Origin of the sequence: Dongia deserti (assembly GCF_003574735.1) — a bacterium.
In the GTDB taxonomy this organism is placed as follows: domain Bacteria; phylum Pseudomonadota; class Alphaproteobacteria; order Dongiales; family Dongiaceae; genus Dongia_A; species Dongia_A deserti.
Map to the genome: position 1 here is coordinate 317,003 of NZ_QORW01000005.1, position 24,315 is coordinate 341,317.

Annotated in this window: 24 protein-coding genes; 9 read left to right on the plus strand and 15 right to left on the minus strand. The window is 64.3% G+C overall.

Annotated elements, in window-relative coordinates:
- Positions 1 to 3 precede the first annotated feature (3 nt).
- From DTX69_RS10280 to DTX69_RS10305, 6 genes are all read right to left on the minus strand, one after another.
- Positions 4 to 2,313 carry a CHASE2 domain-containing protein gene (locus DTX69_RS10280; protein ID WP_119301436.1) on the minus strand — a complete coding sequence of 770 codons (2,310 nt, stop codon included), beginning with the start codon at positions 2,311 to 2,313 and terminating at the stop codon, positions 4 to 6.
- Between the two features lie 9 nt (positions 2,314 to 2,322).
- A complete protein-coding gene (locus DTX69_RS10285) occupies positions 2,323 to 3,360 on the minus strand; it encodes a FecR family protein (RefSeq protein ID WP_162917058.1) in 1,038 nt (345 codons plus the stop codon).
- Positions 3,361 to 3,575: 215 nt separating this feature from the next.
- Positions 3,576 to 5,039 carry an N-acyl-D-amino-acid deacylase family protein gene (locus tag DTX69_RS10290; protein WP_119301438.1) on the minus strand — a complete coding sequence of 488 codons (1,464 nt, stop codon included), beginning with the start codon at positions 5,037 to 5,039 and terminating at the stop codon, positions 3,576 to 3,578.
- A 7-nt stretch (positions 5,040 to 5,046) separates the two neighbouring features.
- A complete protein-coding gene (locus DTX69_RS10295) occupies positions 5,047 to 5,802 on the minus strand; it encodes a cupin domain-containing protein (protein ID WP_119301439.1) in 756 nt (251 codons plus the stop codon).
- 174 nt (positions 5,803 to 5,976) lie between these two features.
- Positions 5,977 to 6,420 (minus strand): PAS domain-containing protein, encoded by a 444-nt coding sequence (locus DTX69_RS10300; RefSeq protein ID WP_162917059.1) that lies wholly within the window; start codon positions 6,418 to 6,420, stop codon positions 5,977 to 5,979.
- Positions 6,421 to 6,710: 290 nt separating this feature from the next.
- Positions 6,711 to 8,195 carry a DegQ family serine endoprotease gene (locus DTX69_RS10305; protein WP_119301441.1) on the minus strand — a complete coding sequence of 495 codons (1,485 nt, stop codon included), beginning with the start codon at positions 8,193 to 8,195 and terminating at the stop codon, positions 6,711 to 6,713.
- A gap of 222 nt (positions 8,196 to 8,417) precedes the next feature.
- On the opposite strand from DTX69_RS10305, the gene DTX69_RS10310 reads away from it, so the two are divergent.
- Genes DTX69_RS10310 through DTX69_RS30085 form a run of 3 tightly spaced genes read left to right on the plus strand, consistent with a single transcriptional unit; the run spans position 8,418 to position 10,821 of the window.
- The gene (locus DTX69_RS10310) at positions 8,418 to 9,191 is read left to right on the plus strand and encodes a response regulator (protein WP_119301442.1); all 774 of its coding nucleotides are present in this window, start codon (positions 8,418 to 8,420) and stop codon (positions 9,189 to 9,191) included.
- A 5-nt stretch (positions 9,192 to 9,196) separates the two neighbouring features.
- Positions 9,197 to 10,597 carry an ATP-binding protein gene (locus DTX69_RS10315; RefSeq protein ID WP_119301443.1) on the plus strand — a complete coding sequence of 467 codons (1,401 nt, stop codon included), beginning with the start codon at positions 9,197 to 9,199 and terminating at the stop codon, positions 10,595 to 10,597.
- A gap of 53 nt (positions 10,598 to 10,650) precedes the next feature.
- On the plus strand, positions 10,651 to 10,821 hold the full coding sequence (locus DTX69_RS30085) for a hypothetical protein (protein WP_162917060.1): 171 nt from the start codon (positions 10,651 to 10,653) through the stop codon (positions 10,819 to 10,821).
- A gap of 201 nt (positions 10,822 to 11,022) precedes the next feature.
- Here the strand turns inward: DTX69_RS30085 and DTX69_RS10320 are convergent, their stop codons facing one another.
- The 4 genes from DTX69_RS10320 to DTX69_RS10335 all read right to left on the minus strand — a co-directional run bounded on the left by DTX69_RS10320 (position 11,023) and on the right by DTX69_RS10335 (position 13,649).
- Entirely contained in the window at positions 11,023 to 12,285 is a 1,263-nt protein-coding gene (locus DTX69_RS10320; RefSeq protein ID WP_119301444.1) for an MFS transporter, read from the minus strand.
- A gap of 160 nt (positions 12,286 to 12,445) precedes the next feature.
- Positions 12,446 to 12,781, minus strand: a complete 336-nt coding sequence (locus DTX69_RS10325; protein WP_119301445.1) for a hypothetical protein — start codon at positions 12,779 to 12,781, stop codon at positions 12,446 to 12,448.
- Between the two features lie 109 nt (positions 12,782 to 12,890).
- Positions 12,891 to 13,286: a hypothetical protein gene (locus DTX69_RS10330; protein ID WP_119301446.1), complete on the minus strand. Its 396-nt coding sequence runs from the start codon at positions 13,284 to 13,286 to the stop codon at positions 12,891 to 12,893.
- Between the two features lie 108 nt (positions 13,287 to 13,394).
- On the minus strand, positions 13,395 to 13,649 hold the full coding sequence (locus tag DTX69_RS10335) for a G protein-coupled receptor family protein (protein ID WP_119301447.1): 255 nt from the start codon (positions 13,647 to 13,649) through the stop codon (positions 13,395 to 13,397).
- Between the two features lie 468 nt (positions 13,650 to 14,117).
- On the opposite strand from DTX69_RS10335, the gene DTX69_RS10340 reads away from it, so the two are divergent.
- The 3 genes from DTX69_RS10340 to DTX69_RS10350 all read left to right on the plus strand — a co-directional run bounded on the left by DTX69_RS10340 (position 14,118) and on the right by DTX69_RS10350 (position 16,567).
- On the plus strand, positions 14,118 to 15,191 hold the full coding sequence (locus DTX69_RS10340; protein ID WP_162917061.1) for a type III polyketide synthase: 1,074 nt from the start codon (positions 14,118 to 14,120) through the stop codon (positions 15,189 to 15,191).
- A gap of 135 nt (positions 15,192 to 15,326) precedes the next feature.
- On the plus strand, positions 15,327 to 15,836 hold the full coding sequence (locus DTX69_RS10345; protein ID WP_119301479.1) for an isoprenylcysteine carboxyl methyltransferase family protein: 510 nt from the start codon (positions 15,327 to 15,329) through the stop codon (positions 15,834 to 15,836).
- A gap of 59 nt (positions 15,837 to 15,895) precedes the next feature.
- Positions 15,896 to 16,567 (plus strand): acyl carrier protein, encoded by a 672-nt coding sequence (locus DTX69_RS10350; protein WP_119301449.1) that lies wholly within the window; start codon positions 15,896 to 15,898, stop codon positions 16,565 to 16,567.
- 171 nt (positions 16,568 to 16,738) lie between these two features.
- Here the strand turns inward: DTX69_RS10350 and DTX69_RS10355 are convergent, their stop codons facing one another.
- Entirely contained in the window at positions 16,739 to 17,890 is a 1,152-nt protein-coding gene (locus DTX69_RS10355; protein ID WP_119301450.1) for a DNA alkylation repair protein, read from the minus strand.
- A 9-nt stretch (positions 17,891 to 17,899) separates the two neighbouring features.
- Entirely contained in the window at positions 17,900 to 18,232 is a 333-nt protein-coding gene (locus DTX69_RS10360) for a hypothetical protein (protein ID WP_284735676.1), read from the minus strand.
- A 68-nt stretch (positions 18,233 to 18,300) separates the two neighbouring features.
- Here DTX69_RS10360 and DTX69_RS10365 point away from each other — a divergent pair, with 68 nt between their 5' ends.
- Complete coding sequence (locus DTX69_RS10365; RefSeq protein ID WP_119301451.1) at positions 18,301 to 19,035, plus strand: helix-turn-helix transcriptional regulator; 735 nt, start codon at positions 18,301 to 18,303, stop codon at positions 19,033 to 19,035.
- A gap of 5 nt (positions 19,036 to 19,040) precedes the next feature.
- Here DTX69_RS10365 and speB read toward each other — a convergent pair whose 3' ends face one another.
- Positions 19,041 to 19,844 (minus strand): agmatinase, encoded by an 804-nt coding sequence (gene speB, locus DTX69_RS10370; RefSeq protein WP_119301452.1) that lies wholly within the window; start codon positions 19,842 to 19,844, stop codon positions 19,041 to 19,043.
- 103 nt (positions 19,845 to 19,947) lie between these two features.
- Here speB and DTX69_RS10375 point away from each other — a divergent pair, with 103 nt between their 5' ends.
- The gene (locus DTX69_RS10375; protein ID WP_119301453.1) at positions 19,948 to 20,862 is read left to right on the plus strand and encodes a LysR family transcriptional regulator; all 915 of its coding nucleotides are present in this window, start codon (positions 19,948 to 19,950) and stop codon (positions 20,860 to 20,862) included.
- Between the two features lie 22 nt (positions 20,863 to 20,884).
- Here the strand turns inward: DTX69_RS10375 and ald are convergent, their stop codons facing one another.
- Together ald and DTX69_RS10385 are read right to left on the minus strand one after the other, a co-directional pair.
- Entirely contained in the window at positions 20,885 to 22,003 is a 1,119-nt protein-coding gene (ald, locus tag DTX69_RS10380; protein WP_119301454.1) for an alanine dehydrogenase, read from the minus strand.
- A gap of 91 nt (positions 22,004 to 22,094) precedes the next feature.
- Entirely contained in the window at positions 22,095 to 23,462 is a 1,368-nt protein-coding gene (locus DTX69_RS10385) for an aspartate aminotransferase family protein (protein WP_119301455.1), read from the minus strand.
- Positions 23,463 to 23,627: 165 nt separating this feature from the next.
- On the opposite strand from DTX69_RS10385, the gene DTX69_RS10390 reads away from it, so the two are divergent.
- Positions 23,628 to 24,188, plus strand: coding sequence for a cupin domain-containing protein (locus tag DTX69_RS10390; protein WP_119301456.1), 561 nt, complete (start codon positions 23,628 to 23,630; stop codon positions 24,186 to 24,188).
- The last annotated feature ends 127 nt before the right edge of the window (positions 24,189 to 24,315 follow it).

Here is a 24,315-nt window from a genome sequence, read left to right on the forward strand (position 1 = left end):
CGCTCACTGCGCCGCGACGATCCGCAATTTGCGCTCCTCGGCGGCGGGTCGCTCGGATTCCCCAGTCGGCGCGGCTTCGGTTTCCAGGGAAGGGCGAGGTCGTGTCCGGGCGGCCGGGAACAGGATGGACACCGTGGTGCCGACATCGAGTTCGCTGTCGATGGTGAGCGCGGCGCCGTGCAGCCGCGCCATTGAATTCACCAGCGGCAAGCCCAGCCCGACGCCATCGAAATTGCGGGCGAAGGCAGTCTCGACCTGCTCGAACGGCTTCAGGATCCGCGGGACGTCTTCCTTGGCGATGCCAATGCCGTGATCCGCGACGGCGAAGATCACGCCGCTGTGCGGCTCGGCGTTCGCCGCCGTGACACGGATCTCGACGAGGCCGCCCTTCGGGCTGAACTTGATGGCGTTCCCGACCAGGTTGATCAGCATCTGCTTCATCATGCGTCCATCCGCAAACAGCAGGTCGGCGGCCGGATCGACGTGAACAGCCAGGGTCACCTTCGCGGTCTCGGCGCGGCCGGCCACCAGCGCCACCACCGATTGGCAGATCTGCTCCGGTTCATGGATGCCTTCATGCAAGCGCGGCGTGCCCGCTTCGATCGACGATATGTCGAGAATGTCGTTGATGATGCCGAGCAGGTGCTTGGCGCTGTCGTGGATGCTTTCGCTGTAGCCGCGATAAGTCTCGGTCCCGATCGGCCCCAGCAGCTCGGTCTTCATGATCTCCGAGAAGCCGATGACGGCGTTGAGCGGCGTGCGCAGCTCGTGGCTCATATTGGCCAGGAACTGGCTCTTGCTGTTGCTAGCGGCTTCCGCCTGGTCGCGCGCTGCGCGCAGCTCCGCCTCGCGCATCTTCATCTCGGTGACATCGTGCAGCAGCGCCACGAATGCGGCATTCGGATGATCGGGCAGGCGCGTCAGCGCCACGTCCGCGATCAGCGTCGTACCGTCCGGCCTTGTCAACTCCACCTGGCTCGGGCGGTCCGCGTAGGCCATGCGCGAGAGGCTGTGGATCGGCGGCTGGTGGCTCGGCGTCGCGATCACGTCGAAGAAGTGCTGACCGGCGAGCTCCTTGCCAGGCTGGCCCAGCATACGCTCCACTGCGGGATTGACGGAGCGTACGATACCGTTCTCGTCGATGATCAGAAGCCCGTCATAGCTGTTCTGAACGACCAGCCGCATCAGCGCGTCCGTGCGGCGCAGCAGGATCGCCTGGCCGATCAGCCGAAGATCGAGGTCGCGCAGCTTCTCGAATATGGCCACCAGGAACGCAGCCGCCAGGGCCGCAAGCCAGGGCGCGGTGTCGACCATCAGCGGCAGGTTCGCTTGCACCGCCAGCGGCAGCAGAAGGACCGCGATCAGCACGCCACCTCCGGCGGCAAGGCCATGCACCCAACCACGATCGCGGCAGATCGCCTCGATTAGGAAGAACAGCATGCAGGCAACCACGAGCACAAGCCAGCGCGAGACCTTGTGCAGGTCGCGCTGCTGCAGCAGCGATTCGGTTGCGAGCGCTTGCAGCATTACGCCCGGCATCACGCCACCGGCCGGTGTGGCGACCGTATCGCCAAGCTCCAGTGCAGTAGCGCCGATCAGGACGGTCTTGCCCGCGAAGGTTTGTGGGTCGACCGCACCGCGCAGCACGTCGACATAGGAAACGGTCTTCAACTCCTGCGGCCGGAAACTGAAGTCGATGTAGTAGCTGCCGATGGCGCTCGGCTGCAGACCCGCGGCGGCGGCGGCCATGGTCGGCACCAGAGTGCCGGACCACAATTCCACGCGAGACAGGCGCCGCACGATTCCGTCGCTGTCCGGCCGGACGTTGGCGGATGCGATCCGCGTATGCTGCGCGAACTGCGGCAAAGGCGCAGTCGCCGCCACGTTGTTCTTGGCATCGGCGGGCTGCTCGAAGATCGGCAGGATGACAGTGCCGCCGGCGCGGGCCAAAGCCGCAGCCAAGGCGTCGTCCTCGCCCGGGCTAGAGCTTGCGCTGAAGTCGATGTCGACGGCGATCTGGCGCGCGCCCGCTGCGTGCAGCTGATCGATGACCGTGGCGTGCCAGGATCGTGGCCACGGCCAGACTGACATCTCCCGCAGGCTGCGGGCATCGATCGCGACCAGCACGATCTCGCCGGACGGCTCGGATTTCACGAGCTGGAAGCGGGCGCTGGCCAGCGGACGCTCGATGAAGGCGAGCGAGCCCGTGAAATAGAGCGCGGCGATGCTCGCACAGACCGCGAGCCCGATGCACCAGCGCAAGAGCCGCGGGCCGTATCGCCGAAGCGGACGCACTGCGCGGGAGAGCGACACGGGCGATCGCTACTTGAGCAATCCGCCAACGGCCCCGCCAAGGCCGCCTACGGCGCCACCGACCGCACCGCCGACACCGCTCACCGCGCCACCGACCGCACCGCCCACGCCGGACACCGCGCCACCGACAGGGCCGCCGACGGTATCTCCAACGGCGCCGGTCACATCGCCGACAGCGCCGCCCACGGCATCCGCTGTGTCGCCGACGGCGCCGCCAACAGCGTCCGCGGTATCGCCGACTGCACCCCCGACGCCGCCGCTCGACCCATCACTGGAGCCCGAGCTGCCGGAACTCGACCCGCCGGAATCTGAACTGCCCGAGTCCGACCCGCCTGAGCCCGACCCGCCTGAGCCCGACCCGCCTGAGCCCGAGCCATCCGAACCGCCGTCGCTGCCGGATTTGGCGCCGGCGCTTGCGGTGCTGGTGTCACCGCCCACGCTGCTGGGTGAACGGTTGGTCGGCACGAGCGATGGCGCGTCGGGCGCGTCGCGCCTAACCGTGGCAGTGTTGCCGGCGGTGACATCGACGCTCTTCCCCGTCCGCAGCGACGATACGCCGACGACGCCTTCCGTGACGGAGACGGCCGAGCCGGCGCTTGACGTGCTCACGTCGAACTGCGTGCCCTTGACCGTCGCTACCAGATAGGTCGCGCCGACGGAGAAGGTCTGCCCCGGCGTGCGCTTTCCCACCTCCACGTGAACCGTGCCGGTGACGAGATTGAGATTGGGGTCCGATGTCGTGGAATCGGAGTCGCCGATGACAAGCGTGGTGTTGGGGCTTATCTCCACAAGATCGCGGCCGTTGACCAAGACCATATGCTGGCCGCCGGCCGTGGAAATCTGCTGTCCGCTCGCGAGTGCTGTGCCGACCTGCGGCACTTGCATCGCCGATGCGGGGATGACATCGCCATCCTCATTGAAGGAAATCGATCGGACGATCCAGTTGAGGATGCCGTCATCGGCCCGGGCGCTGCCCGTCGCCGTCACGGCAAGCGCGAGCAATACGGGGCCGAGCCAAAGCCGCGCAAGGCGAGGTGAGATCGACATGGATACTCTCGTTGTTGGTTTCGCCAGCACTCCGTTCAACGAGGCCATGCGTACGGCCCGCGACGAACACCCCCACCGTGCGGCCAATTTCTTAATCGAATCTAACTTTTCTTGGTTAAGCTTGGCGCTGAACTGCCGAAGCGATACAGGTCGATGTATGAGATCGCAGTACCAAGAAATTCATTATAAAAGTGATGCAGATGATCAATCGAATTTTAGGAAAGTGCTGTCTGCATCTGCTGTCGCCGCAATGCGCGGCCGGGTCGCGCGCCCGTCGGTCTGCCGTCGCGCCACACCGCTTTTCCGTTGACCCACACTGCGACGATGCCATCTGAAACCTGCTTGGGATTCTCGAACGTCGCGCGGTCCTTCACGCTTTGCGGATCGAACAGAACCAGATCGGCGGCGTAGTTCTGCTTCAGGCGGCCGCGGCCGGTGAGGCCGAAGCGCTCCGCCGGCAGCGACGTCATGCGCCGGATTGCCTCTTCCATCGGGAACAGGCCCACCTCGCGCGCATAGTGCCCCAACACGCGCGGAAAGCTGCCCCACAGGCGTGGATGGGGATGGGTATCGTGCGGCAACCCGTCCGATCCGATCATGGTGTGCGGATAGCTGAGGATGCGCCGCACGTCCGCTTCATCCATCGCAAAATAGACCGCGCCCGCCGGTTGCAGCCTCTTCGCAGCCTCTTCCAGGGAACAGCCCCATTCCGTCGCAAGCTCGTCGAGCATGCGTCCCGTCGCTTCGGGATGCGGTGTCGACCAGGTCACCATCACCTTGGGCGCCTCGCTGAGCTCCTGTGATTTCAGCACGGTCGAGGATGCGGAGTAAGGGTACGCATCCAGCCCCAGCGGCTGGCGCAGCCGCTGGGTATCGAACTTCGCCAGGGTCTCGACCGAACGGCCGAAATTCGCCTTTCCATGCACCTTGAAGTGGGAGATCACGACCGGCACGTCGGCGGACTTGCCGATCGCGAAGGCCTCGTCCATCGCCTCGGTCACATGGTCGCCTTCACTGCGCATGTGCGTGGTATGGATTGCACCCGCCGGCTTCAGCAGTTGTGCCAGCGCCTGCACCTCTTCGGTCGGGGCCGCTTCCGCTGGTTGATAGTCGAGCCCGGTCGAAAGCCCGATCGCGCCAGCCTCCAGTGCCTCCTGCAACTTCGCGCGCATGGCGGCGATCTCATCCGACGTGGCCGGTCGATCCAGCCGATCCATCGTCCCGACGCGCAAGGTCGAATGCCCGACTAGGCACGCTGCATTGACTGCCGGCGGCTGCCGATCCAGTGCGTCCATGTACTCCGCGAAGGTGGGGTAAGTGTAGTCGGCCTGCGTGCCGATCAGGTCCAAAGGCGGAGGTGGCGCCGCGCGCAGCGAGAGCGGCGCGAGGGAAATGCCGCAATTGCCGACCACCACGCTGGTGACACCTTGGCTGGTCTTGTTCGCCATGTCGCCGATCAGCAGCGCGCGGTCGTCGTGGGTGTGGACGTCGATGAATCCCGGCGCCAGTGCCAGTCCTTGGCCATCCACCTTTTCGCGTGCACGCCAGTTGTGCAGATCGCCGATCACCACGATCTTGTCGTCGATAACCGCCAGATCGCCGACATAAGGCGGCGCGCCCGAACCGTCGAACAGCGAGACTCGTTGGATCAAGAGATCGCAGGTGTCGGGATCCGTCACATCGTCCTCACTGCTTCGGCATCAGGATCACGAAGATCTTCTTCACGTCGCTCGTGTTGCGCCAGCCAAGCGGCACGCCCTTGGGCACGAAGATCGTTTCGCCCGCCTGGAACGCCTGGCCGCTGGTTCCGCCGTCATGGAGTTCCACCTGGCCTTCCAGGAAATGCATCAGTTCATACCGGCCGAACGGCGCTGCCTTGCGATCATAGGGCGTCGCCGACCACAGGCCGATCGCGAGTTGCCCGCTGGCATCCGTATAGACAACACGCTCGGCGCAGCGCGGCTCCGGCCCATTCAAGATGGCGGGGTCGGGTCCGGCGCTGGGTTCCAGCCTGGCGGCGAGATCCATCTTGATCACATGATCCGCCGATGGCTTGGCGGGCACCGGCATCGCGGGATTCTCATAGATCACGAAGATCTTGCGGACATAGCCATCCTGCTTCCAGGCGCAATTGAGCCCGCGCGGAATGATGAAGCTCTCGCCGGCCTCGACCCGCGTGACGCGGCCATCGGCCTCCGTCACCGTCACGGTGCCCTCGAGCAGAAACATGAACTCGTCGACCGAGTAGGGGCCCATCGTTCCTTCGAAGGCGGTGCAGTCCCACACGCCCGCACTCAGACCGATATCCGGCGCGTTGAAGTAGTAGCGCCCGTGCTGCTTCGGCGATCCGGATTTGACGTCCGCTGCCGGGATCTCGCCCCAGTCCTCCAGCCCATCGCCGCCGGCATGGGGAAATATCCGCATCAACCGCGCTGAAGTCATGACTGCCGCTCCGCTCTGGAAAGACAGGTCACCCTAGCAAGGTCGTACGCAGCCGACAATCGCTACCACCTGCGCGCTCCCACTCCCATCGGCCGACGTAAGTGTCGACCCAGTGATCCACGCCTGGATGCGTTGATCTGAAGCAGGCTTGGATGGCCGGGTCTTGTGCCCGCCTCAAGTACCCGCGCGATAGATCGCGACGAGGAACTGGTCGATCGTCTTGCCGTCCGTCGCTAGCGGCAGGATCAGCCGCTCGAGCTGTGATGAAATGGCTGCCTCCGAGCAGCTATAGAATGCGCCGTAGACCGGTGCGCGCGTATCGGCGCAGCGGCGATAGGGCTCCAGGATTTCGTCACGCTGGTCTGTGGGGATCACGTCGTCGAGGAACAGACCGGTATTGTCACGTCCCTCGTAATAGACAATGCGCGTTCCGACCAGGCGCACGCGATGCCGCACCTGGTCGCCTTCGTTCACCCGCTCGACGATCTGGATGTGGCCCATCCAGGGCGTGAGGCTTTCGGGCGGAAAATCTGCGCGCGTCGGCAAGTGGCCGTTGCGGCACAACTCCTGCCAACGGCTCTGGATCGCCTCGAACTCCTTCCGGAGCGGCTGAGACAAGGAGCTTCCCCCGGTTTCAAAACGCCAGCCACCGACTCGGACGGTGACCGACTCGCAGGCAAAAGCTAGCGTCCTTCGCGCCGCCGCGCACGGTGAAAAGGCAGTGTGAAATGGGAGGGCGAAAAGGAACCGGCGCGGTCTCCCGGGACAGTTTGGGGGAGAAGACCGCGCCGGACTTTCGGCGGCCCACTCAGCCGGGATCAAGCTGAGGGGATGAGGGCCGCCGGTTGATCTCGAGCTTTGTTGGGGGGCATGCTCGAGATCCTAGGGAACCGTTCTTACTTCACTCCTTACGACTGGCTGATCTGCACCGCGACGAAGTGATCGCTACCGTCCCGGTCGATCAGCATTACCGCGACCGAACGGTTATCGGCATGTGCCTTGCGCAGCGCATCGCTCACGTCGTTCGGGCTCGTGACCTTGCGGTTGTTCACACGCTCGATCACGTCGCCCGGGCGAACACCCTGCTCGGCGAGCGCGCTGTCCTGCTCCAAGTCAGCGATCAGCACGCCCTGCGTGTCATCGGCGAGGCCGAACTGCTGCCGGGTTTCATCCGTCACCGGCGCCAGCACTGCGCCAAGCTGCTGGACCGTGTCGGTCGCCGCCGGGCCACCGCTGTGGTCGGGACGACTCTGGTCGGCGCTCGCGACCTCGTCTTTCATCTTGGCGATGGTGACGTCGACCGTGCGCTCCGAACCGTCGCGCCAGACCTTCACCGGCACGGTGGCGCCGCTCGCGGTTTCGGCAACGACGCGCGACAGGTCCTTGGGCGAGTCGATGGTCTGACCGTCGAAGCCCAGCACGACGTCACCCTGCTTCAAGCCGGCCTTGGCCGCCGGGCTGCCTGGCTGCACCGAAGCGATCAGGGCACCCTTGTCGGAGCTGAGGCCCATGCCCTGCGTCAGGTCCGGGGTCAGTTCCTGGATCGCAACGCCGAGCCAGCCGCGGTCGACGCGACCCTGCTCCTTGAGCTCCGCGATGATCGGCTTGGCAAGGTTCGACGGAATGGCGAAGCCGATACCGACCGAGCCGCCGCTCGGCGAGAAGATCGCGGTGTTGACGCCGACTACGCTGCCGTCGGTCGAAAAGGTCGGACCGCCGGAATTGCCCTGGTTGATCGGGGCGTCGATCTGCAGGAAGTCGTCGTACGGACCCTGGTGGATATCGCGGCCGCGCGCCGAGACGATGCCCGCCGTGACCGTTCCGCCAAGCCCGAACGGGTTACCCACTGCCATCACCCAGTCGCCGGTCCGCACCTTGTCGGAATCGCCGAAAGTGACGTAGGGCAGGGGCTTCTTGGATTCGACTTTCAGCAGCGCCAGGTCGGTCTTGGCATCAGTACCGATCACCTTCGCGGGATAGTCGCTGCCGTCGGTCAGCGTCACCTCGATGTCCTTGGCGTCATCGACCACGTGGTTGTTGGTTACAATGTAGCCGCTGGCATCGATGATGAAGCCGGAGCCGAGCGACGTGACCTTGCGCTCATGCCGCTGGGGCTGCATGCCTTGCGGGCCCTGGAAGTGCTTGAAGAATTCTTCGAACGGCGAGCCCGGTGGGAGGTTGAAGGGCATTGGAACGCCCTGCTCGGACATCACATGGGTCGAGGAGACATTGACCACCGCTGGAGAGACCTTCTGCGCCAGGTCGGCGAAGCTGTCCGGAGCCGACGCGGCATATCCCGGCGCGGCGACGGCGGCGCCTAGAATGGTCGCGGCGGCGATCCCGCCGATAGCTCGGGCGCGACCGGACCCGACGTAAGATGAAAGAGAACTCATTGCCACCTCCGATCGTTTTGACTGCCATGCGCAGCCTGTTGAGGGACAAGTTGGGCCTCTCGGGTAACATGCCAGTGTCCTGGGAAGCCGGTTTTGGTAACGGATTGCGACCGGGACGGGCCCTGTTACAATTCGTTACAATGCAGCAATGGCCGCTGTTACCGGCGTCGGGTCAGGTGCATTCATCCAACGTGCTGGAACCACTGTCTCGGGCAAGCCTGAATGGACCGCTCCCCCCATATCCTGGTGGTCGACGACGACAGGGAGATCCGCTCCCTCTTGTCGAAATTCCTGACCAAGAACGGCCTTCGGGTCAGTGTGGCAGCCGACGGGCGCGAGATGCGCCGCATGCTGGATGAGTCCAAGATCGACCTCATCGTGCTCGATGTCATGCTGCCGGGCGATTCCGGCCTCACCTTGTGCGGCCAGCTGCGCGCCACCACGACCATTCCGATCCTGATGCTGACCGCGGTCTCGGAAGATACCGACCGCATCATCGGGCTGGAGATGGGCGCCGATGATTACCTGCCTAAGCCGTTCAATCCACGCGAGCTGCTGGCGCGCATCCGCGCCATCCTGCGCCGGGCGGATGATCGCGCGCCGGCGGTGGTCGGCGTCGAAGCCGAAGCCGAGGTCACACTGGCGTTTGACGGCTGGGCGATCAGCCCCGGCCGCCGCCAGCTGCTCGACCCTGCCGGGCAGCCGGTCGACTTGACCGGCGGCGAATTCGATCTGCTGCTGGCGTTGGTCGAACGCCCGCAGCGGGTCTTGAGCCGTGATCGCCTGCTCGACCTGACCAAGGGCCGCGCGGCATCGTTGTTCGACCGTTCCATCGATGTGCAGATCGGCCGCCTGCGCCGCAAGCTGGAGAATGCGGCACCTGGGAGCGGTGCGCTGATCGCCACCGTGCGCGGCGGCGGCTACATGTTCACCGCCGGCGTGACGCGCTCCGACACGGCCAGGTCTGGCTCCGCCAAGCCGGCTGCGAAAGGTTGACGCGCATGCTGCGCCGCCTGGTGCCGCATTCCATGCTGAGCTGGTTTGCGCTGGTGCTGGCTGCCGGCATTTCGCTGTCGCTCATCTCGGTCTCCGCCTTTCACGCATTTAATCGGGACGAAGCGATCGCGGCGCTGGAGGATCTGCGCGCTGCCGAGCGCATCGCCGCCGTTGCGCGCTTCCTGGACCATTCCGCGCCGCCGCTGCGGCCGGTGATCGCCGAATCCATCAGCGGCTCGTCTCTCTTCATTGCCGCGACGCCAGCTAGCATGGTCGATAACGCGCATCCGCCCGACAACCGGACGGCGCGCCTGCGCGACGTCATCGCCGCGCGGCTGATCGACATGCGCTGGCGCGACCTACGCGTGAACTACGGCATCGGCCCGGATAGCGGCACGGATCATCTGTGGTCGTGGATCCCGAGCCTATGGAGTGATGAGCACAAAAGGAGCGATCAGATCCTATCGCTGCAGGACCGCGGCGAGACCTTTACCGTCTCGCTTCAACTGCTGGACGGGACGTGGCTCAACTTCAGTTTCGCCTCAGTCAAGAGCCTGCCTTTCTCCTCATGGTCGCATCTGCTGGCGCTCGCTTTGGGCATCATCGCCGTGATGGCGTTGGGCATCGGGGCCATGCGCGTCATCACGCGGCCGATCGCAAGCCTTGCCAATGCGGCGGAGCAGCTGGGCCGCGGCGCCAAACCGGGCGACGTGCCGGTGGCTGGCCTCGACGAGGTGCGCCAGGCGGCGCGCGCCTTCAACCAGATGCAGCGGCGCATCCGCCGCATGATCGAAGACCGCACCCAGATGATCGCCGCCATCTCGCACGATCTGCGGACGCCGATCACGCGCCTGCGCCTGCGCGCCGAGTTCGTCGAGGATGCGGAGGAGCAGCAGAAGATGCTGACCGACCTCGATCAGATGGAGGCGATCATCCGCTCCACCTTGATGTTTGCGCGCGAGGACAGCGACAACGAGCCGACTGCTGACATCGATCTGCAGGTGCTGCTCCAGGAGGTGGCGGAAAGCCATCCGCCCGCACGGCTAACGACGCGCGAAGCTTGCTCGCTGCGCGGGCGTCCGGTCGCGCTGCGGCGCTGTTTCAATAATCTCGTGGAGAACGCCGTTCGCTACGGCAACACGGCCGAGATCGCGCTGCACGATCGAGGCGGCGCGGTCGAAGTCACGGTCGACGACACCGGGCCGGGCATTCCGGAAGATCGCCTTAACGATGTCTTCCGCCCGTTCGTGCGCCTGGAGGAATCCCGCAACCGCGAGTCCGGTGGTGCCGGCCTCGGCCTTGCCATCGCCCGCAGCGTCGTTTTGGCGCATGGCGGGACCATTGTCCTGTCCAATCGCGCCGAAGGCGGCTTGCGGGTGCTGGTCAGATTGCCCAAGGCGGGCTAGAAGGCTTATCATCAGCATTTGTGGTTTTCGAGACACGGAGCACGAGGTCAGCCATGCGTATCGCGAATCAATGGGCCCGCTGGGCGCTTGTGGTGGGTTTGGTCGCGGCGCTGCCGGCCATGACCGCCTGCAACACGCTGAAGGGTGCCGCAAAGGGTGTCGAGAGTATCGGTAGCGGCCTGCAGAAGGACGTCGAGAAGGTCGAGCAGGAAGTGACCAACTAGAGAGCGGCACCGAGCCACAGCACGTCCTGGTGGACGTTTCGGCCTCTGCCATAGAACATGCCGATGAGCGCCAGGCATCTTCGCAGCACTGGTGATCGCAATCTGCCCTCCCGGATCAGCATCGGCTCATTTGCGCGGGAAGTGACTGCGAATACGCATTGCTCCGGCACGGTCGCGCGATAACGGAGCGCGCACCCGGCCTCACGGCGCGGGCGGGGACACCCTGGCGGCTGCGGGCTCGAACGCCGCACCGATACGGTTGCGTTTCGCATACGCCCATCCCCACGCTGCGAGGCATAGTGCCACCACGCTGAGCATCGGCAGCTCCAGGCCTTGCCGTTCGGCAACGCTGCCGACCAGATAGGTGCCGATCCCTCCCGCGATCCGCGAAAACAGGAACTCGGTGCCCATCACACGCCCGCGCTGCTCATCGGGGATCGAGGTCTGCAGCAGCGCGATCGTGCCGGTGCTGCGGATCTGGCCGGCTATGCCCCACAGCAAGGCCGCACCAGCGGCAAGCCACAGATTTCCCATCAGGATCAATCCGCCGATCGCACAGGCATAGATCGCAAAGGCGCGCAGCACGATTATCGGCGAGACGCGCGCCGATCCGCCATGCGCCAGCCAGAGCGCCGCGAGCGTCGCGCCGACGCCATAGGCGGTAAGGATCGCGCTCATGCCTTCCACGCCGCGCCCCAGGGTCTCGGCCGAAAAGGCCGGCAGCATGTGATAGAGCGAAACCGCCAGCACATCGCCCAGCAGCATCAGGATCAGCAGCGTGCTGATGCCCTGGTGTCCGAAGATGTAGCGCGCACCGTCGGTCAGATCGCCCATCACCGAGCGGCCGCTCTTTGGCGGCTGCTTGAAGTCCACCGGCGTGCGCAGGAACGCGGCCGAGATGAGATAGACCAGATAGCCCAGCACGTTGGCAGCGAAGGCGATGGCGACGCCATGATGCAGGATCAGCCAACCGGCGAGTGCCGGCCCAGCGACGATGGCGGCCTGGTTATAAGCGCTGTTGACTGCAATCGCCGAGGCGAGCCGCTCGCGTGCCACGAAGCGCGGCAGCATGCCGTAGGCCGCCGGCACGCTGAAGGAGTGGATCGCGCCGTGCAGGAGCACCAGGACGGCCAGCGGCCAGATGGTGAGCCATCCGGCATAAGCGAGGACAGTGAGCGCCAGCGCCTGCACCAGCGCCAGCGCATAACTCACGATCACGATGCGGAAGCGGTCCATCCGGTCCGCGAGCGTGCTGGCGAGCGGCACCAGCAGCACATTCGGCGCGATATCCAGCAGCGCGATGATCGCGAGCCAGGTTGTGGAGTGGGTCAGCTCCCACGCGGTCCACGACACCGCCACTACCTGGACGAAGAAACTGATCCAGGACGTGATGGAACCGACGGTATAGATGCGGAAGTTTCGATCGGCTAGCGCATCGCCGATGCCGCCCAGCCGCCACCTCATGCGGTCCAGCCGCGCCTAGAGCGCTGGGTCGTGCGGAACAAGCGATCGGAAGCGTGTGTGCACATGCGCCGCCATTTAGCGGCAACCGGAGGCGGGCGGCAAGTTCCGCCAAGTGAATCGCCCCTCCCTGGCGTGAGAGGGGCGATACGCAGGCCGACGCTCAGCCCTTCATCGGCTTCAAGCCGATCATGGTGAGGGCTGATTCGATCTTCTTGATGCCGGCACCTGCCTGATGCGTGCTGCACATGCTCTGCGCTTCGTTGCGCAGATTAAGCGCTCGCGCATAGTTCTTGTTGGTCTTGTGAGTCGCTTCTGCCTTGTCGAACTGCGCACCGAGGGCAGTGCAACGCTCCGGCAGGGTGGACGCCGCGGCATACATCTGGTGCGTTCTGATTGGCTTGTTCGGAAACGGGGTGGCGGTGACCGCGTCGGCGGCCAGTGCGAGCGGCGCGCCGAGTACGAGGGCGGCGGCGGTCGCGATGATCAGCTTTCTCACGGATCTCTCCTTCGTATACGGACATCAAGGGAGCCTTCTCGCAACGCCTCTGGCGTCGGGTTCGAAGGTGTCGGCGTGGATGTCCTTCGCGTCGACAGTTGCAACAATTTCACAGCTGCGTAGCGCCGCATGTCTCTGCGGCCTGGACGTTCTGTAACGCGCGATGACATGGGGCCGACGCCTCAAGTTCTGCGAGATACCTTGGCTGAACCTCGATCATCTTGAGCGCAGATGCGAGATACTTGGCACCGGCAACCTGCTGGTTAGACGAGCAAAGGGTCTCTCCCTCGGTACGGAGCGCGCGGGCAGCCGTCACGTTGGGGCTGCCCTTGTGTGTTGCCTCCACCCGATCGAAACGTGCATCCAATGCCGCGCATCGCGCACCGGGGTTTGATGCCGTCAAGAGAGTGTTGGTGCGCGCTGCGGCGGCGGGAGTGCTATCCGCGAACGCGAACGGCGCGCCCAGCATCGTGGCGGCAAGGGTCGCAAGAATGAGCTTGTTCATCGGTTTCTCCTTTGAGTGCGGGTGATTGAGGCTGTGCCGCACCCTTCCCGCGAGGGAAAGGTGCGGTCGACGATTGAGTGAGTTGGGGCTTTTCGCTGTGTTGGCGCCTTAAGACCTTGCCAGGCCGCCATGTGCCTTGTCGTTGCTATTCTTGGCCTGGTGGCATACCGAGAGCGCATTCTGCTTCGCCACCAGGAAGTCGGAATACGACTTGTAGGCAGCGCGATCCTGTGTGATCGCCTGCTCGGCCTGGCCGCAATGCATTGTGCTCAACTCGAGGCTGCTGATCGGCGTGGGCTTGGCAAAGGCGAGTGGCGTGCCGGCCACAAGGGCGATCGCGGTGGCCATCACAATCTTCTTCATAGGGATTCTCCAACATGAGACATCACGGATGCTTTCCGCCGCGGTGCGGGCGGGTCGGCGCGGATGTCGGGGCGCGTCGGCACCAGCACATATCGGCGTCGCTTGTAACGCGCGCATGTCTCAGACGGAGGAGTTGGCAACAGACCGTGTCAAAGGCCGCCGCGCAGTTTTTTGGTGAGGGAACCATACCCACGGGCCAGGATTACACTCTCGTTCGTCGCCCAACCCCGTGAGCCCCTTCGTTGTGAAAGCGGCCTCGTCATGGTTTTGTCAGCTCTGCTCCGGAAAGGAGAAACGTGCCGCGAATACACGCTGGCGGCGGCCTTCTGTGCGTCCCTCAGGCCTGCCGAGTTCGCTCAAGGGAAGTTGATCACCTGCCGGTTGTCCTGGCGCGTAGCGAAGGAGAACATCCGATAGAGGCAGAGAGGCTCGCCACCGATGCGGCACATGATCACTGAGCGAGGAAGCATGATGAAAAGAGCGGCTCTCCTCGCCGAAAATGATCCGCCGGCGATTCTGTCGGTCACGACCGCCGTCCCGCGCTTTCGCCTGGATCAGGCCGACGTGGTAAGGGCGGCGATGCAGGTCTTCGATCGCGAGCGTTCGGAGATTGAACGCCTGATGCCGGTGTTCGAGAATGCCGGGGTCGTCACGCGCTATTCCTGTGTCCCGATGGAGTGGTACTTCCAGTCCCACGGCTGGCGCGAGCGTAATGAGCGGTACCTGGCGAATGCGGTTGAGCTTCTGGAGAGCGCGACCCGCCAGGCGCTGGAACAGGCCGGGCGCAAACCGGACGACATCGCGGCCGTCGTGGTCGCCTCCACCACCGGCATCGCCACTCCCAGCCTCGATGCGCTGCTGCTGAATCGCATGAAGCTGCCGTCGACGATTCTGCGCCTGCCGATCTTCGGCCTCGGCTGCGCGGGCGGCGTGATCGGCCTCAGCCACGCCGCGGCGCTCGCGCGCACCGTGCCGGATGGCGACGTGCTGTTCCTCGCGGTCGAGCTTTGCTCCGTCACTTTCCGGCGCAGCGACATGTCCAAGAGCAACATCATCGGCGCGGCCCTGTTCGGTGACGGTGCCGCCGCCATGGTGATCGGGCGGCCGGGCTCGTCCGGTCTGCGGCTTGGTCCCGCCGGCATGCAGACGTGGCCCGATTCCCTGCGCGTTATGGGCTGGGACGTGGAGGATGACGGTCTCGGCGTCCTGTTTTCGCGCGACATCCCGACCCTGGTGCGGGAGGAGATGCGTGCGGCCGCCGATTCCTTCCTCGCGCGCTGCGGGATCAGCGCAGGCGATCTCGCCGGCTATATCTGCCATCCTGGTGGGGTGAAGGTGCTGGACGCGCTCGAGCAGGCCTTCAGCCTGCCGCAGGGCACGATGGCCGAAGCGCGCGAGATCCTGCGCGCCTATGGCAACATGTCGGCCGTTACCGTCCTGTTCGTGCTGCAGCGGACGATGCAGCGCGGCCTATCCGGCCGTCACCTGATGTCCGCCTTGGGCCCCGGCTTCAGCGCCGGATTCCAGATCATTGAGGGGTGATGTTGCTATACTTATGCCCTGTAATCCCCGGATCGCCACGACGTGGCGGGACCTGGGGATCCAGGCTATCGTTATGTGGCTTCGCACTTGGGTCGTCGGGGCGAACCCGGCGATGGCCTGATTGGGGAATTGTCGTTGACCGAGGACCAGCTCTTTTGCGCCGGCCTGCTTCTGCTGGTGACGCTGCAGCGCCTGATCGAGCTCGTGATCGCCAGCCGCAACACGCGGGCGCTGCTGGCGGAGGGCGCATATGAAATCGGGCGCGGGCACTACCCCGCCATCGTCTTCCTCCACACTGCTTGGCTGGCCGTACTGTGGGCGTTCGTGCTGTTCGGCCTCACGCTATTCCAGGTCTGGGCCGCCATCGCCTATCTCACGGTGCTCGGGCTGCGCATCTGGACCATGGCGAGCCTTGGGCGCTATTGGACCACGCGCATCATTGTCGTGCCACACGCACCGCTGGTGCGCGCCGGCCCCTATCGCTTCCTGCGGCATCCCAACTATCTGGTGGTCGTGCTGGAGATCGCGCTGCTGCCGCTCGCCCTCGGTTCCTGGCCGCTGGCACTCGGTTTCACCGTCGTGAACGTGATCCTGCTGGCATGGCGGATCAAGGTCGAGAACTCGGCGCTCGCTTCGCGGCGTTAACTATGCCTACACCAACCATTGTGCCAGAATTGCATGCTTGATCTCCTCTGAGGCCGGTCATGACGAAGAGTCTCTTTGGCAAGAATCCGGATCTGGACGACGTCGACTTCATCGAGGCCATCGAAGCCGCATTCGGAATCAAATTCGGCAATGAGGAGCCGGAGAAGTGGCTGACGTTCGGCGATGTATTTGACGCGACGTGCCGGCGCGTGCATCCCGTCGAGAGAGGCCCGTTCCCGTGCCTCTCCGCGTCTGCCTATCGACACATCAAGAGGGCAATTCTCAAAGACGGGCCTGGCTTGGACCTTCGTCCCGACACACCTCTGAAAGACCTCGTGCGCGGCCGCAGGGTTTCAGGTTGGTGGCGCAAGTTGGAGCGGGTTTCTGGGCTGAAACTGCCTGCGTTGCAACTTGGCCTATGGAGCACGTTGTTTTTTCTCGTTCTCTTTTTAGGCATTCCGTTACTCGTCGCAATAAGCCGTTCAAGCGGCTGGCTCGCCTTGCTTTCTGTAGCCCTGGCGATACTCGTGGCAATATGGTCGACCCGAAGCCTTCCTGTTCAGACCGTCGGCGATCTGGCGCGCTCGGTGGCCGCCCTGAATGCACAGACCCTCTCCCGGTCGCACGGTGCAATACGGGAACGCGATGTTTGGTCTTCTCTCGTCTGGATCGCGCGCGATAGCACAGCCTGCAGAGATCCAATAGACCGCCAGACAATCTTGATCGGATAGTTGTGCACTATGGTGCGGGATCAATGATCACCGTGCCGACAATCCCATCGTCTTCGTGGTGCAGAAATGCAGGTGCCCGGCACGGTGAGGGTGTGGCCCGACCGTGACAAGAAGCTGAGCCCCGCGAACTCCGGCCGGCATCAGCAGCAGGCGCATGGTTGGACAGGACACTCAACGAGCGGACCGCCTCTGGCCCCGCGATGGTTCCGCGCCGGCGCGGAGATCGAATGCGCCGAGCGGGTAGGGGACGCCGTTGATCAGCACATCGATCTGATGGCGCCCGGGATAGTGGCGCCGCGTCGTCATGTCCTTGAGGGAGATCGCGCTTCCCAACTCCACGCGGCCGGATGGCGGCAAGGCAATCTTGCGGAGCTTGAACACTTTCGCGCGCGCCGTGCCATTCGCCTTCACGAAATGCACGGCATAGTCGACCAGCAGTTCCTGGAGCCGCTTGCCCGTGCTCAGGAGCTCGAAGGAAAAGCGGATCTCTTCGCCGATCCTGGCACTCGCCGGCACCAGGCACGCGCCCGACAGGTCGACCTGCGGCTTTGCGCCGACGCCCAGCACAGCCAACGCGCCGCGATGCCCTTTCTTGACCAGCGACCGGAGGGCATGCCGTACGATCCACGTGCGGTCTGGCGAAGCATCACGGAGCCATTCGCGGCAGACCGAGACCGCCAGGTCCGGATGGTCCTTGGCGATGTCGTTGAGGTTGTTGGCCACCGACCGCTGCACATACCGCTCGGCATCATCCTTAAGCAATTCAAGCAAGGCGATGACCGGACGCGGATCGTCCTGGAACGCCCGCAAGCGCGGCGCCCATGGCAATCGCGGCCGCGTGCCCTCGGAAACCAGACGGCGCACATGCACGTTGTCATCGCGCGCCCAGGTCTGGAGGCGCTCGTACGTCGCCTCCGGGTAGTGCACCAGAAACGCCCGGATGCTCGATTCCGCGGAGAACCGCTTGGTGAGCTCATACTGCGCACGCATCGCCGGATCGAAATCCTCGAGGCCGTATTTCTGCACGAACAGTACATGCGGCAGATACCGGAAGGGCGCCATCCCGAGTTCGCCGGTCCGCTCTGCTTCCGGCCCCAGCGAGGCGATCAGAATGTCGGCCGCCGCCGCGAACGGGTGCGGCAGGAACGCACGCATCACCTCCGCAATGTGCCAGCCGCGCGCGATGAGCTCGAGGTCGGTCAATCCCTTCATGCACGCCGCCACGAAGCGATCCTTGCGGAGCGACGGATACGCACGCCGCAGCTCGTCCGCAATGGAGCGGACAAGCTGCTCGTTGAAGAAGTGCTTCAGCTGCTCGGCCACGCAGAGGACCTATTCGTAGGTTTTCACCTGCTCGAAGCCCATCACACCCATCTCCGGTGACATGTCCTCCGGTATGTCCATCACCTTGAAGTAATCCAGGCAAGCCTCTGAACTCTTTTCGGCCTCGACGACCCGATCGGCGGCCCCCTTGCTCGCGAAGAACACGAGGTCGGCATAGCTGCCGTCCTTTGCCCGCAAAAGCAGGCGTTTCAGGATTCCCTGCTGCCGGCTGACGAAATGGGTCTGGAAAGCGTCGGAGGCCTCTATCAGCGCCTTCTCGCCCAGGCCGTCCTTCAGTTGAATCGGGGCCAACATGACATAAGGTCCGTTCATCTGCGTCATCCGTTCTTGCTTGCCTTAATCCCCGGCATCTTATTACTGAATATGCCACTTAATGGCATATTTGATCGATGACCAGGCGCGCCATCCCGTCACGATTGCACCGACTGGAGGAACTCAAGGGCCTCCTGAAAGCGCGGGAGCACGTGACCGCAGCGGAGCTGTCGGCCGAGCTTGGCGTCAGCATCCGGACACTGAACCGCGATCTCGAGATTCTCCGTGACAGCGGGGTGCCGATCGATTCGGATCGCGGGCGTGGTGGTGGCTTGCGGTTGCAGCGCAACTGGGCCCTTGGCCGCCTGCATCTCAGCCCGGCGGAAGCCATCGATTTGCTGCTCAGCATCGCGATCGCGGAACGCATGAACTCACCCTTGCTCCTGCAGCAGCTGGCTGCGATCAAGCGCAAGATCGTCGCCGCCTTTTCCGAAAGCTACCAGGGCAAGATCCGTGCGCTGCGCAAGCGGATCCTGGTCGGCGCGCCGGCGTCCGAACGGGTGATAGCATCGTTCTCTCCGCCGCAGCGCAGCGCGCTCACCGGCATCGCGGAGGCCTTCTTCAACACCAGATGCGTTGCCATCGAATACGTCGACCAGAACGGCGTGGTCACCTCGCGTGAGGTCGAGCCGCAATTCCTTTACCTCAATGTGCCGGTCTGGTATCTGCTGGCGTGGGACCGGTTGCGCGGCGCTGTCCGCTTCTTCCGTATCGACCGGATCAGGTCGGTGAAGCCGCTTCAAGCCAGTTTCCGCCTGGCCGACCCGCGCCCCTTCCTCGCCGAGGCCGAGGAAGGGATCGAGGTGCTGTAGACCGTCTATTTCCTGGTCTTCACCATCATGCCGGCGATCTCCTTCAGCAGCTTTGCGGCAACCGTCGCGGTCACATTCGAGAGATCACAGCGCGGGTTATATTCGACGATATCGGCGGCCACGATCGGTTGATCGATGGTGTGGATAAGATCGATCACCTGCCGGGGAGACAGGCCGCCCGGTTCCCGGTGCGAGACGCCCGGCGCGTAGGCCGGATCCAACCCGTCGATATCCATCGAGACATAGACCGGCGTCGTGATGTCGAGCCGGAAAGGCTGGCTGCAGCAGCCGGCCTCGATCACCTCGACACCGAACCGCTTGAACTGGTCGCGATGATGATCGTTGATCGTGCGCAGGCCAACCTGTATCAGGCGGTCTGCCAGACCCTCCTCCATGATCCGTGCAAACGGTGAGGCATGCGACCGTGGATTGCCCTGGTAGGCGTGATAGATGTCCGCGTGCGCGTCGATGTGGAGGATGGTCAACCTGGGATGACGGCGGCGCACGGCGCGCATGATCGGGTGCGTGATGGCGTGGTCGCCACCCAGGCAGATCAGCGGTTCGCCCGACTCCAGGGCGCGTCCGACATTCTGCTCGATGACGCCCCATGGATCTGCGGCGGCGTCGAACACGAGATCGCCATGATCGATGAGCCGGCCGGCCGCACCCAGATCGACGCCCATCTCGCTCCAGATGCTGTAGGCATCGCTCTGCAGTTCGCGGCGGATCAGCGGCGGCGCCTCCGCGGGGCCTTTCATGAAGGAAGAATTATCGTCGTGGGGGATTCCCAGGAGAGATACGGCGGTCATTTCGATCTTACCTCGATGGAAATGGGAGCTGTCGCCGCTTGTAGCGCCTGCTATTCGCTTAGGTCCACTTCAATGGTCTAACGATATCTATTAGATTTACTGCATGTTCGATCTCACTCGACTCCGGCTGCTCCGGGAACTGGCCCATCGCGGCACCATGACCGCAGTCGGCCATGCATTCGGGATGACATCCTCGGCCGTGTCGCAGCAACTGGCGATTCTGGAGCGCGAGGCCAGGGTCGCCTTGCTGGAGCGTGTCGGTCGGCGTGTGCGCTTCACCGCAGAAGGCGACCGGCTGGCGGCGCATGCCGAAGCCATCCTGCAGGCGGTCGAGGCGGCCGAGCTGGACCTGAAAGCCTCCACCGACCAGCCCAAAGGCGTTCTAGAGATCGCGAGCTTCTCAACCTTCGCGAAGGCGCGCCTCCTGCCGGCCGTGATCCGGATGCGGCAAAAGCATCCGGAGGCGCGCGTGATCATCCACGAGCTTGAGTCGGCGGATGCAATCGAAGCCGTGCGCGACGGACGCTGCCACCTGGCGGTGAGCTTCGCCTACAGTTTGGCGCCTCGACCGGATATCGCCGGCCTCGTTTCGCATCAGCTGATGCACGAGCCTGTGCTCCTGGCGCTGCCGGAGCGGTGGCGGCGCGCCCGCGAGCCGATCAGCCTCAAACGCCTGGCGCAGGAAGGCTGGATCGTCGGATCGCGGCAAGCAGATGACCGGCAGCTTGCCGAACGCGCCTGCGCCCTGGCGGGCTTCGCGCCGCGGATCACCCATACGGTCGATGATTACGACCTGGTCCTGCGGATGGTCGCGGCCGGGCTCGGGGTCGGATTTGTGCCGGAATTGGCGCTCCGGTTTTCAGGCGCCAAGGGCGTGGTCATCCGCACGCCCGGCGGCGCGCCGCTCAGCCGGCGGATCGATATCTCGACGCGCACCACGCTCGCGCGCTCGCCGATGGTGCGCGCCTTTCTCGCGGCCCTCGGCATGAAAAAGGCGGGGCCTCGCGGCCCCGCCTGATGCTCTCGTTCGATCGGGGCGCCTACATCCCCAACGCCTGCTGCGCCGGCACGTATTTGTGCTTCAGCGCATCCGCGACCGCCTTGTAGGTCACCTGGCCGTCATGGATGTTGAGGCCGTTCAAGAGGTGCGGATCGTCCGCCAGTGCCTTGCGGGCACCCTTGTTGGCGAGGGCGACGGCAAAGGGCAGGGTGGCGTTGTTGAGCGCGATGGTCGACGTGCGCGCGACCGCGCCCGGCATGTTGGCCACGCAGTAGTGCGTGATGCCGTCCACCACATAGACCGGATCGGCATGCGTCGTCGCATGGCTGGTCTCGAAGCAGCCGCCCTGGTCGATCGCGATGTCCACCACCACCGAGCCGGGGCGCATCTTCTTGATCATGTTGCGCGTGACCAGCTTGGGTGCGGCGGCGCCCGGCACCAGCACGGCACCGATCACCAGGTCCGCCTCGACCACGTATTGCTCGATCGCGTCGACCGTCGAATAGATCGTATTGAGGCTGGAGCCGAATACCTCATCCAGCTCGCGCAGGCGGTCGAGGTTCTTATCAATCACGGTCACGACGGCTTCCATGCCGAGCGCCATGCGCACGGCATGGGTGCCGGAGATGCCGCCGCCGATCACAACCACGTTTGCCGCGCGCACGCCGGGCACGCCGCCGAGCAGGATGCCGGCGCCGCCCTGCGCCTTCTCCAGGTAGTGCGCGCCGACCTGCACCGACATGCGGCCGGCAACCTCCGACATCGGTGCGAGCAGCGGCAGGCCGCCGCGTGCGCTGGTCACCGTTTCGTAGGCGATGGCCGTGCAGCCGGACTTCAGAAGCCCCTCGGTCTGCTCCGGATCCGGCGCCAGGTGCAGGTAGGTGTAGAGCAGCTGGCCCTTGCGCAGCATCTTGCATTCGACCGGTTGCGGCTCCTTCACCTTTACGATCATCTCGGCCTGACCGAAGACCTCCGCCGCGCTGGCCGCGATGCCGGCACCGGCCGCCTGGTAGGTGGCGTCATCGAAGCCGATGCCGGCGCCCGCCTTGCTCTCGACCAGCACCTTGTGCCCGTGATGGACCAGCTCACGCACCGAGGAGGGCGTCAGGCCCACCCGGTATTCGTGATTCTTGATCTCCTTTGGCACGCCAATCAGCATAGTAAGCACTCCCTGTCTAAAGGATAAGTCGGCGGAGCTCTCTCCGCCGACCGGTTGTTTCGGTTCAGTGGCCGCGCGTACGCGGCCGATATCAGTCCAGGTTCTTCAGGATGTCAGCGAGCATGCTGAAGATCTGGTCGATATGACTCTTCTCGATGATCAGCGGTGGCGACAGCGCGATGATGTCGCCCGTGGTGCGGATCAGGAGCCCCTTGTCATATGCCTTCAGGAACGCATTGAAGGCGCGCGCCGTCGGCTTGCCTGGGATCGGCTCGAGCTCGATGCCGGCGATCAGGCCCATGTTGCGCAGATCGATGACGTTCTTGATGCCCTTCAGCGAATGCACCGCATCTTCCCAATACTTCGAGAGGTCGCGGCAATTCTCGAACAGGCCTTCCTCCTTGTAGATGTCGAGCACGGCGAGACCCGCTGCGCACGCCACCGGATGGGCGGAGTAGGTGTAGCCGTGGAACAGCTCGATGGCGTTCTCCGCGGCGTTCTCCATGAAGGCGTCATAGATGTGCTTGCGCGCGAACACCGCGCCCATCGGAACCGCGCCGTTGGTGAGGCCCTTGGCGCAGGTGATCATGTCGGGCTGCACGCCGAAATGCTCGGCGCCGAATGGCGAGCCCAGACGGCCGAAGCCGGTGATGACCTCGTCGAAGATCAGCAGGATGCCGTGCTTATCGCAGATCTGCCGGACCTTCTCGAGGTAGCCCTTGGGCGGAATCAGCACGCCGGTGGAACCGGCGACCGGCTCGATGATGACAGCCGCGATGGTCGAGGGGTCATGCAACGCGACGATGCGCTCCAGATCGTCTGCGAGATGTGCGCCCCACTCGGGCTGGCCGCGGGTGAAGGCGTTCTTCTCGAGATTGTGGGTGTGCGGCAGGTGATCGACGCCGTTCAGCAGCGGGCCGAAAAACTTGCGGTTGGCGACGATGCCGCCGACCGAGATGCCGCCGAAGCCGACGCCGTGATAGCCGCGCTCGCGGCCGATCAAGCGCGTGCGCGCGCCCTGGCCCTTCACGCGGTGATAGGCGAGGGCGATCTTCAGCGCCGTGTCGACCGACTCTGAACCCGAGTTGGTGAAGAACACGTGGTCGAGATCACCTGGCACTAGGTGCGTCAAACGCGAGGCCAGCTCGAAGGCGCTGGGGTGGCCCATCTGGAAGGCTGGGGCATAGTCCATCTGCTGGATCTGCCTGGCGACCGCTTCCGAGATCTTCTTGCGGCCGTGGCCGGCGTTCACGCACCACAGGCCCGCGGTGCCGTCCAAGACCTTGCGGTTGTCGATGGTCGTGTAGTGCATGCCCTCCGCGCCGACGAACAAGCGCGGCTTGGACTTGAACTGCCGGTTCGCCGTGAACGGCATCCAGAAGGATTCGAGGTTATTCGGCGTGGGCTCGAACGCGCTCGGAGTAAACGGCTGCGCGGCCGCTTTGGCGGTGGCGGACATGGGGTTGGTCCTCAAGGCCAGTGGAAATTGGCGGCACCATAGCAATGTTCAACAAACCGAACAAGTGTGCCCAGATGTTTACAATTTAAGGCCAGATGAGCCTTGATCCTGGGTACAGTTGTTCATTATATTAAGCGACCAAGCCATTGGGATGCTGAATTTAACATGGCCGAGGACACCGGGTTCGATCTGGGCGGTCGCCTCAAGTCGCTGCGGGAGGCGCACGATCTCTCACAGCGTGAACTGGCGAAGCGCGCCGGCGTCTCCAACGCGATCATATCCATGATCGAGCAGAACCGGTCCTCGCCCTCGGTCGGCATGCTGAAAAAGCTGCTCGACGGCTTCCCCATCTCCCTAGCAGAGTTTTTCGCCCTTGAGGCCCCGCCCAAGCCGCAGATCTATTTCACCGCCAAGGAGCTGGTGGAACTGGCTGGCGGTGCCATCTCCTATCGCCAGGTTGGGCAGGATCTCTCGGGCAAGGCGATGCAGATGCTGCACGAGCGCTACGCCCCCGGCGCCGATACCGGCGCGCAGATGCTGACCCACGATGCGGAGGAAGCCGGCATCATCATCCGCGGCCGGCTCGAAGTGACGGTCGGCGACCAGGTGCGCGTGCTCGGCTCCGGCGATGCCTACTACTTCGACAGCCGCACGCCGCACCGCTTCCGCAATCTGGGCGACGAAGAGTGCGAAGTCGTCTCCGCCAACTCGCCGCCCAGTTTTTAGCATACAGCTTCTAGAGCACGTTTCCCGAAGTGTGAATCTGGTGGGGATTCCCAGCTGGGGTGATTTGTGATTCAAGATGCTGACTGGGGTGGAGGCCAGCATCGATGTCACGACCCTATTCACTGGA

What these genes read in the sequence shown, in the direction of transcription:
- DTX69_RS10285 (WP_162917058.1), bottom strand. Translation starts at nt 3,360, where the DNA reads ATGTCGATCTCACCTCGCCTTGCGCGGCTTTGGCTCGGCCCCGTATTG.
- DTX69_RS10295 (WP_119301439.1), bottom strand. Translation starts at nt 5,802, where the DNA reads ATGACTTCAGCGCGGTTGATGCGGATATTTCCCCATGCCGGCGGCGAT.
- DTX69_RS10305 (WP_119301441.1), bottom strand. Translation starts at nt 8,195, where the DNA reads ATGAGTTCTCTTTCATCTTACGTCGGGTCCGGTCGCGCCCGAGCTATC.
- DTX69_RS10310 (WP_119301442.1), top strand. Translation starts at nt 8,418, where the DNA reads ATGGACCGCTCCCCCCATATCCTGGTGGTCGACGACGACAGGGAGATC.
- DTX69_RS10315 (WP_119301443.1), top strand. Translation starts at nt 9,197, where the DNA reads ATGCTGCGCCGCCTGGTGCCGCATTCCATGCTGAGCTGGTTTGCGCTG.
- DTX69_RS30085 (WP_162917060.1), top strand. Translation starts at nt 10,651, where the DNA reads ATGCGTATCGCGAATCAATGGGCCCGCTGGGCGCTTGTGGTGGGTTTG.
- DTX69_RS10320 (WP_119301444.1), bottom strand. Translation starts at nt 12,285, where the DNA reads ATGAGGTGGCGGCTGGGCGGCATCGGCGATGCGCTAGCCGATCGAAAC.
- DTX69_RS10330 (WP_119301446.1), bottom strand. Translation starts at nt 13,286, where the DNA reads ATGAACAAGCTCATTCTTGCGACCCTTGCCGCCACGATGCTGGGCGCG.
- DTX69_RS10335 (WP_119301447.1), bottom strand. Translation starts at nt 13,649, where the DNA reads ATGAAGAAGATTGTGATGGCCACCGCGATCGCCCTTGTGGCCGGCACG.
- DTX69_RS10340 (WP_162917061.1), top strand. Translation starts at nt 14,118, where the DNA reads ATGATGAAAAGAGCGGCTCTCCTCGCCGAAAATGATCCGCCGGCGATT.
- DTX69_RS10350 (WP_119301449.1), top strand. Translation starts at nt 15,896, where the DNA reads ATGACGAAGAGTCTCTTTGGCAAGAATCCGGATCTGGACGACGTCGAC.
- DTX69_RS10360 (WP_284735676.1), bottom strand. Translation starts at nt 18,232, where the DNA reads ATGACGCAGATGAACGGACCTTATGTCATGTTGGCCCCGATTCAACTG.
- DTX69_RS10365 (WP_119301451.1), top strand. Translation starts at nt 18,301, where the DNA reads ATGACCAGGCGCGCCATCCCGTCACGATTGCACCGACTGGAGGAACTC.
- speB (WP_119301452.1), bottom strand. Translation starts at nt 19,844, where the DNA reads ATGACCGCCGTATCTCTCCTGGGAATCCCCCACGACGATAATTCTTCC.
- DTX69_RS10375 (WP_119301453.1), top strand. Translation starts at nt 19,948, where the DNA reads ATGTTCGATCTCACTCGACTCCGGCTGCTCCGGGAACTGGCCCATCGC.
- ald (WP_119301454.1), bottom strand. Translation starts at nt 22,003, where the DNA reads ATGCTGATTGGCGTGCCAAAGGAGATCAAGAATCACGAATACCGGGTG.
- DTX69_RS10385 (WP_119301455.1), bottom strand. Translation starts at nt 23,462, where the DNA reads ATGTCCGCCACCGCCAAAGCGGCCGCGCAGCCGTTTACTCCGAGCGCG.
- DTX69_RS10390 (WP_119301456.1), top strand. Translation starts at nt 23,628, where the DNA reads ATGGCCGAGGACACCGGGTTCGATCTGGGCGGTCGCCTCAAGTCGCTG.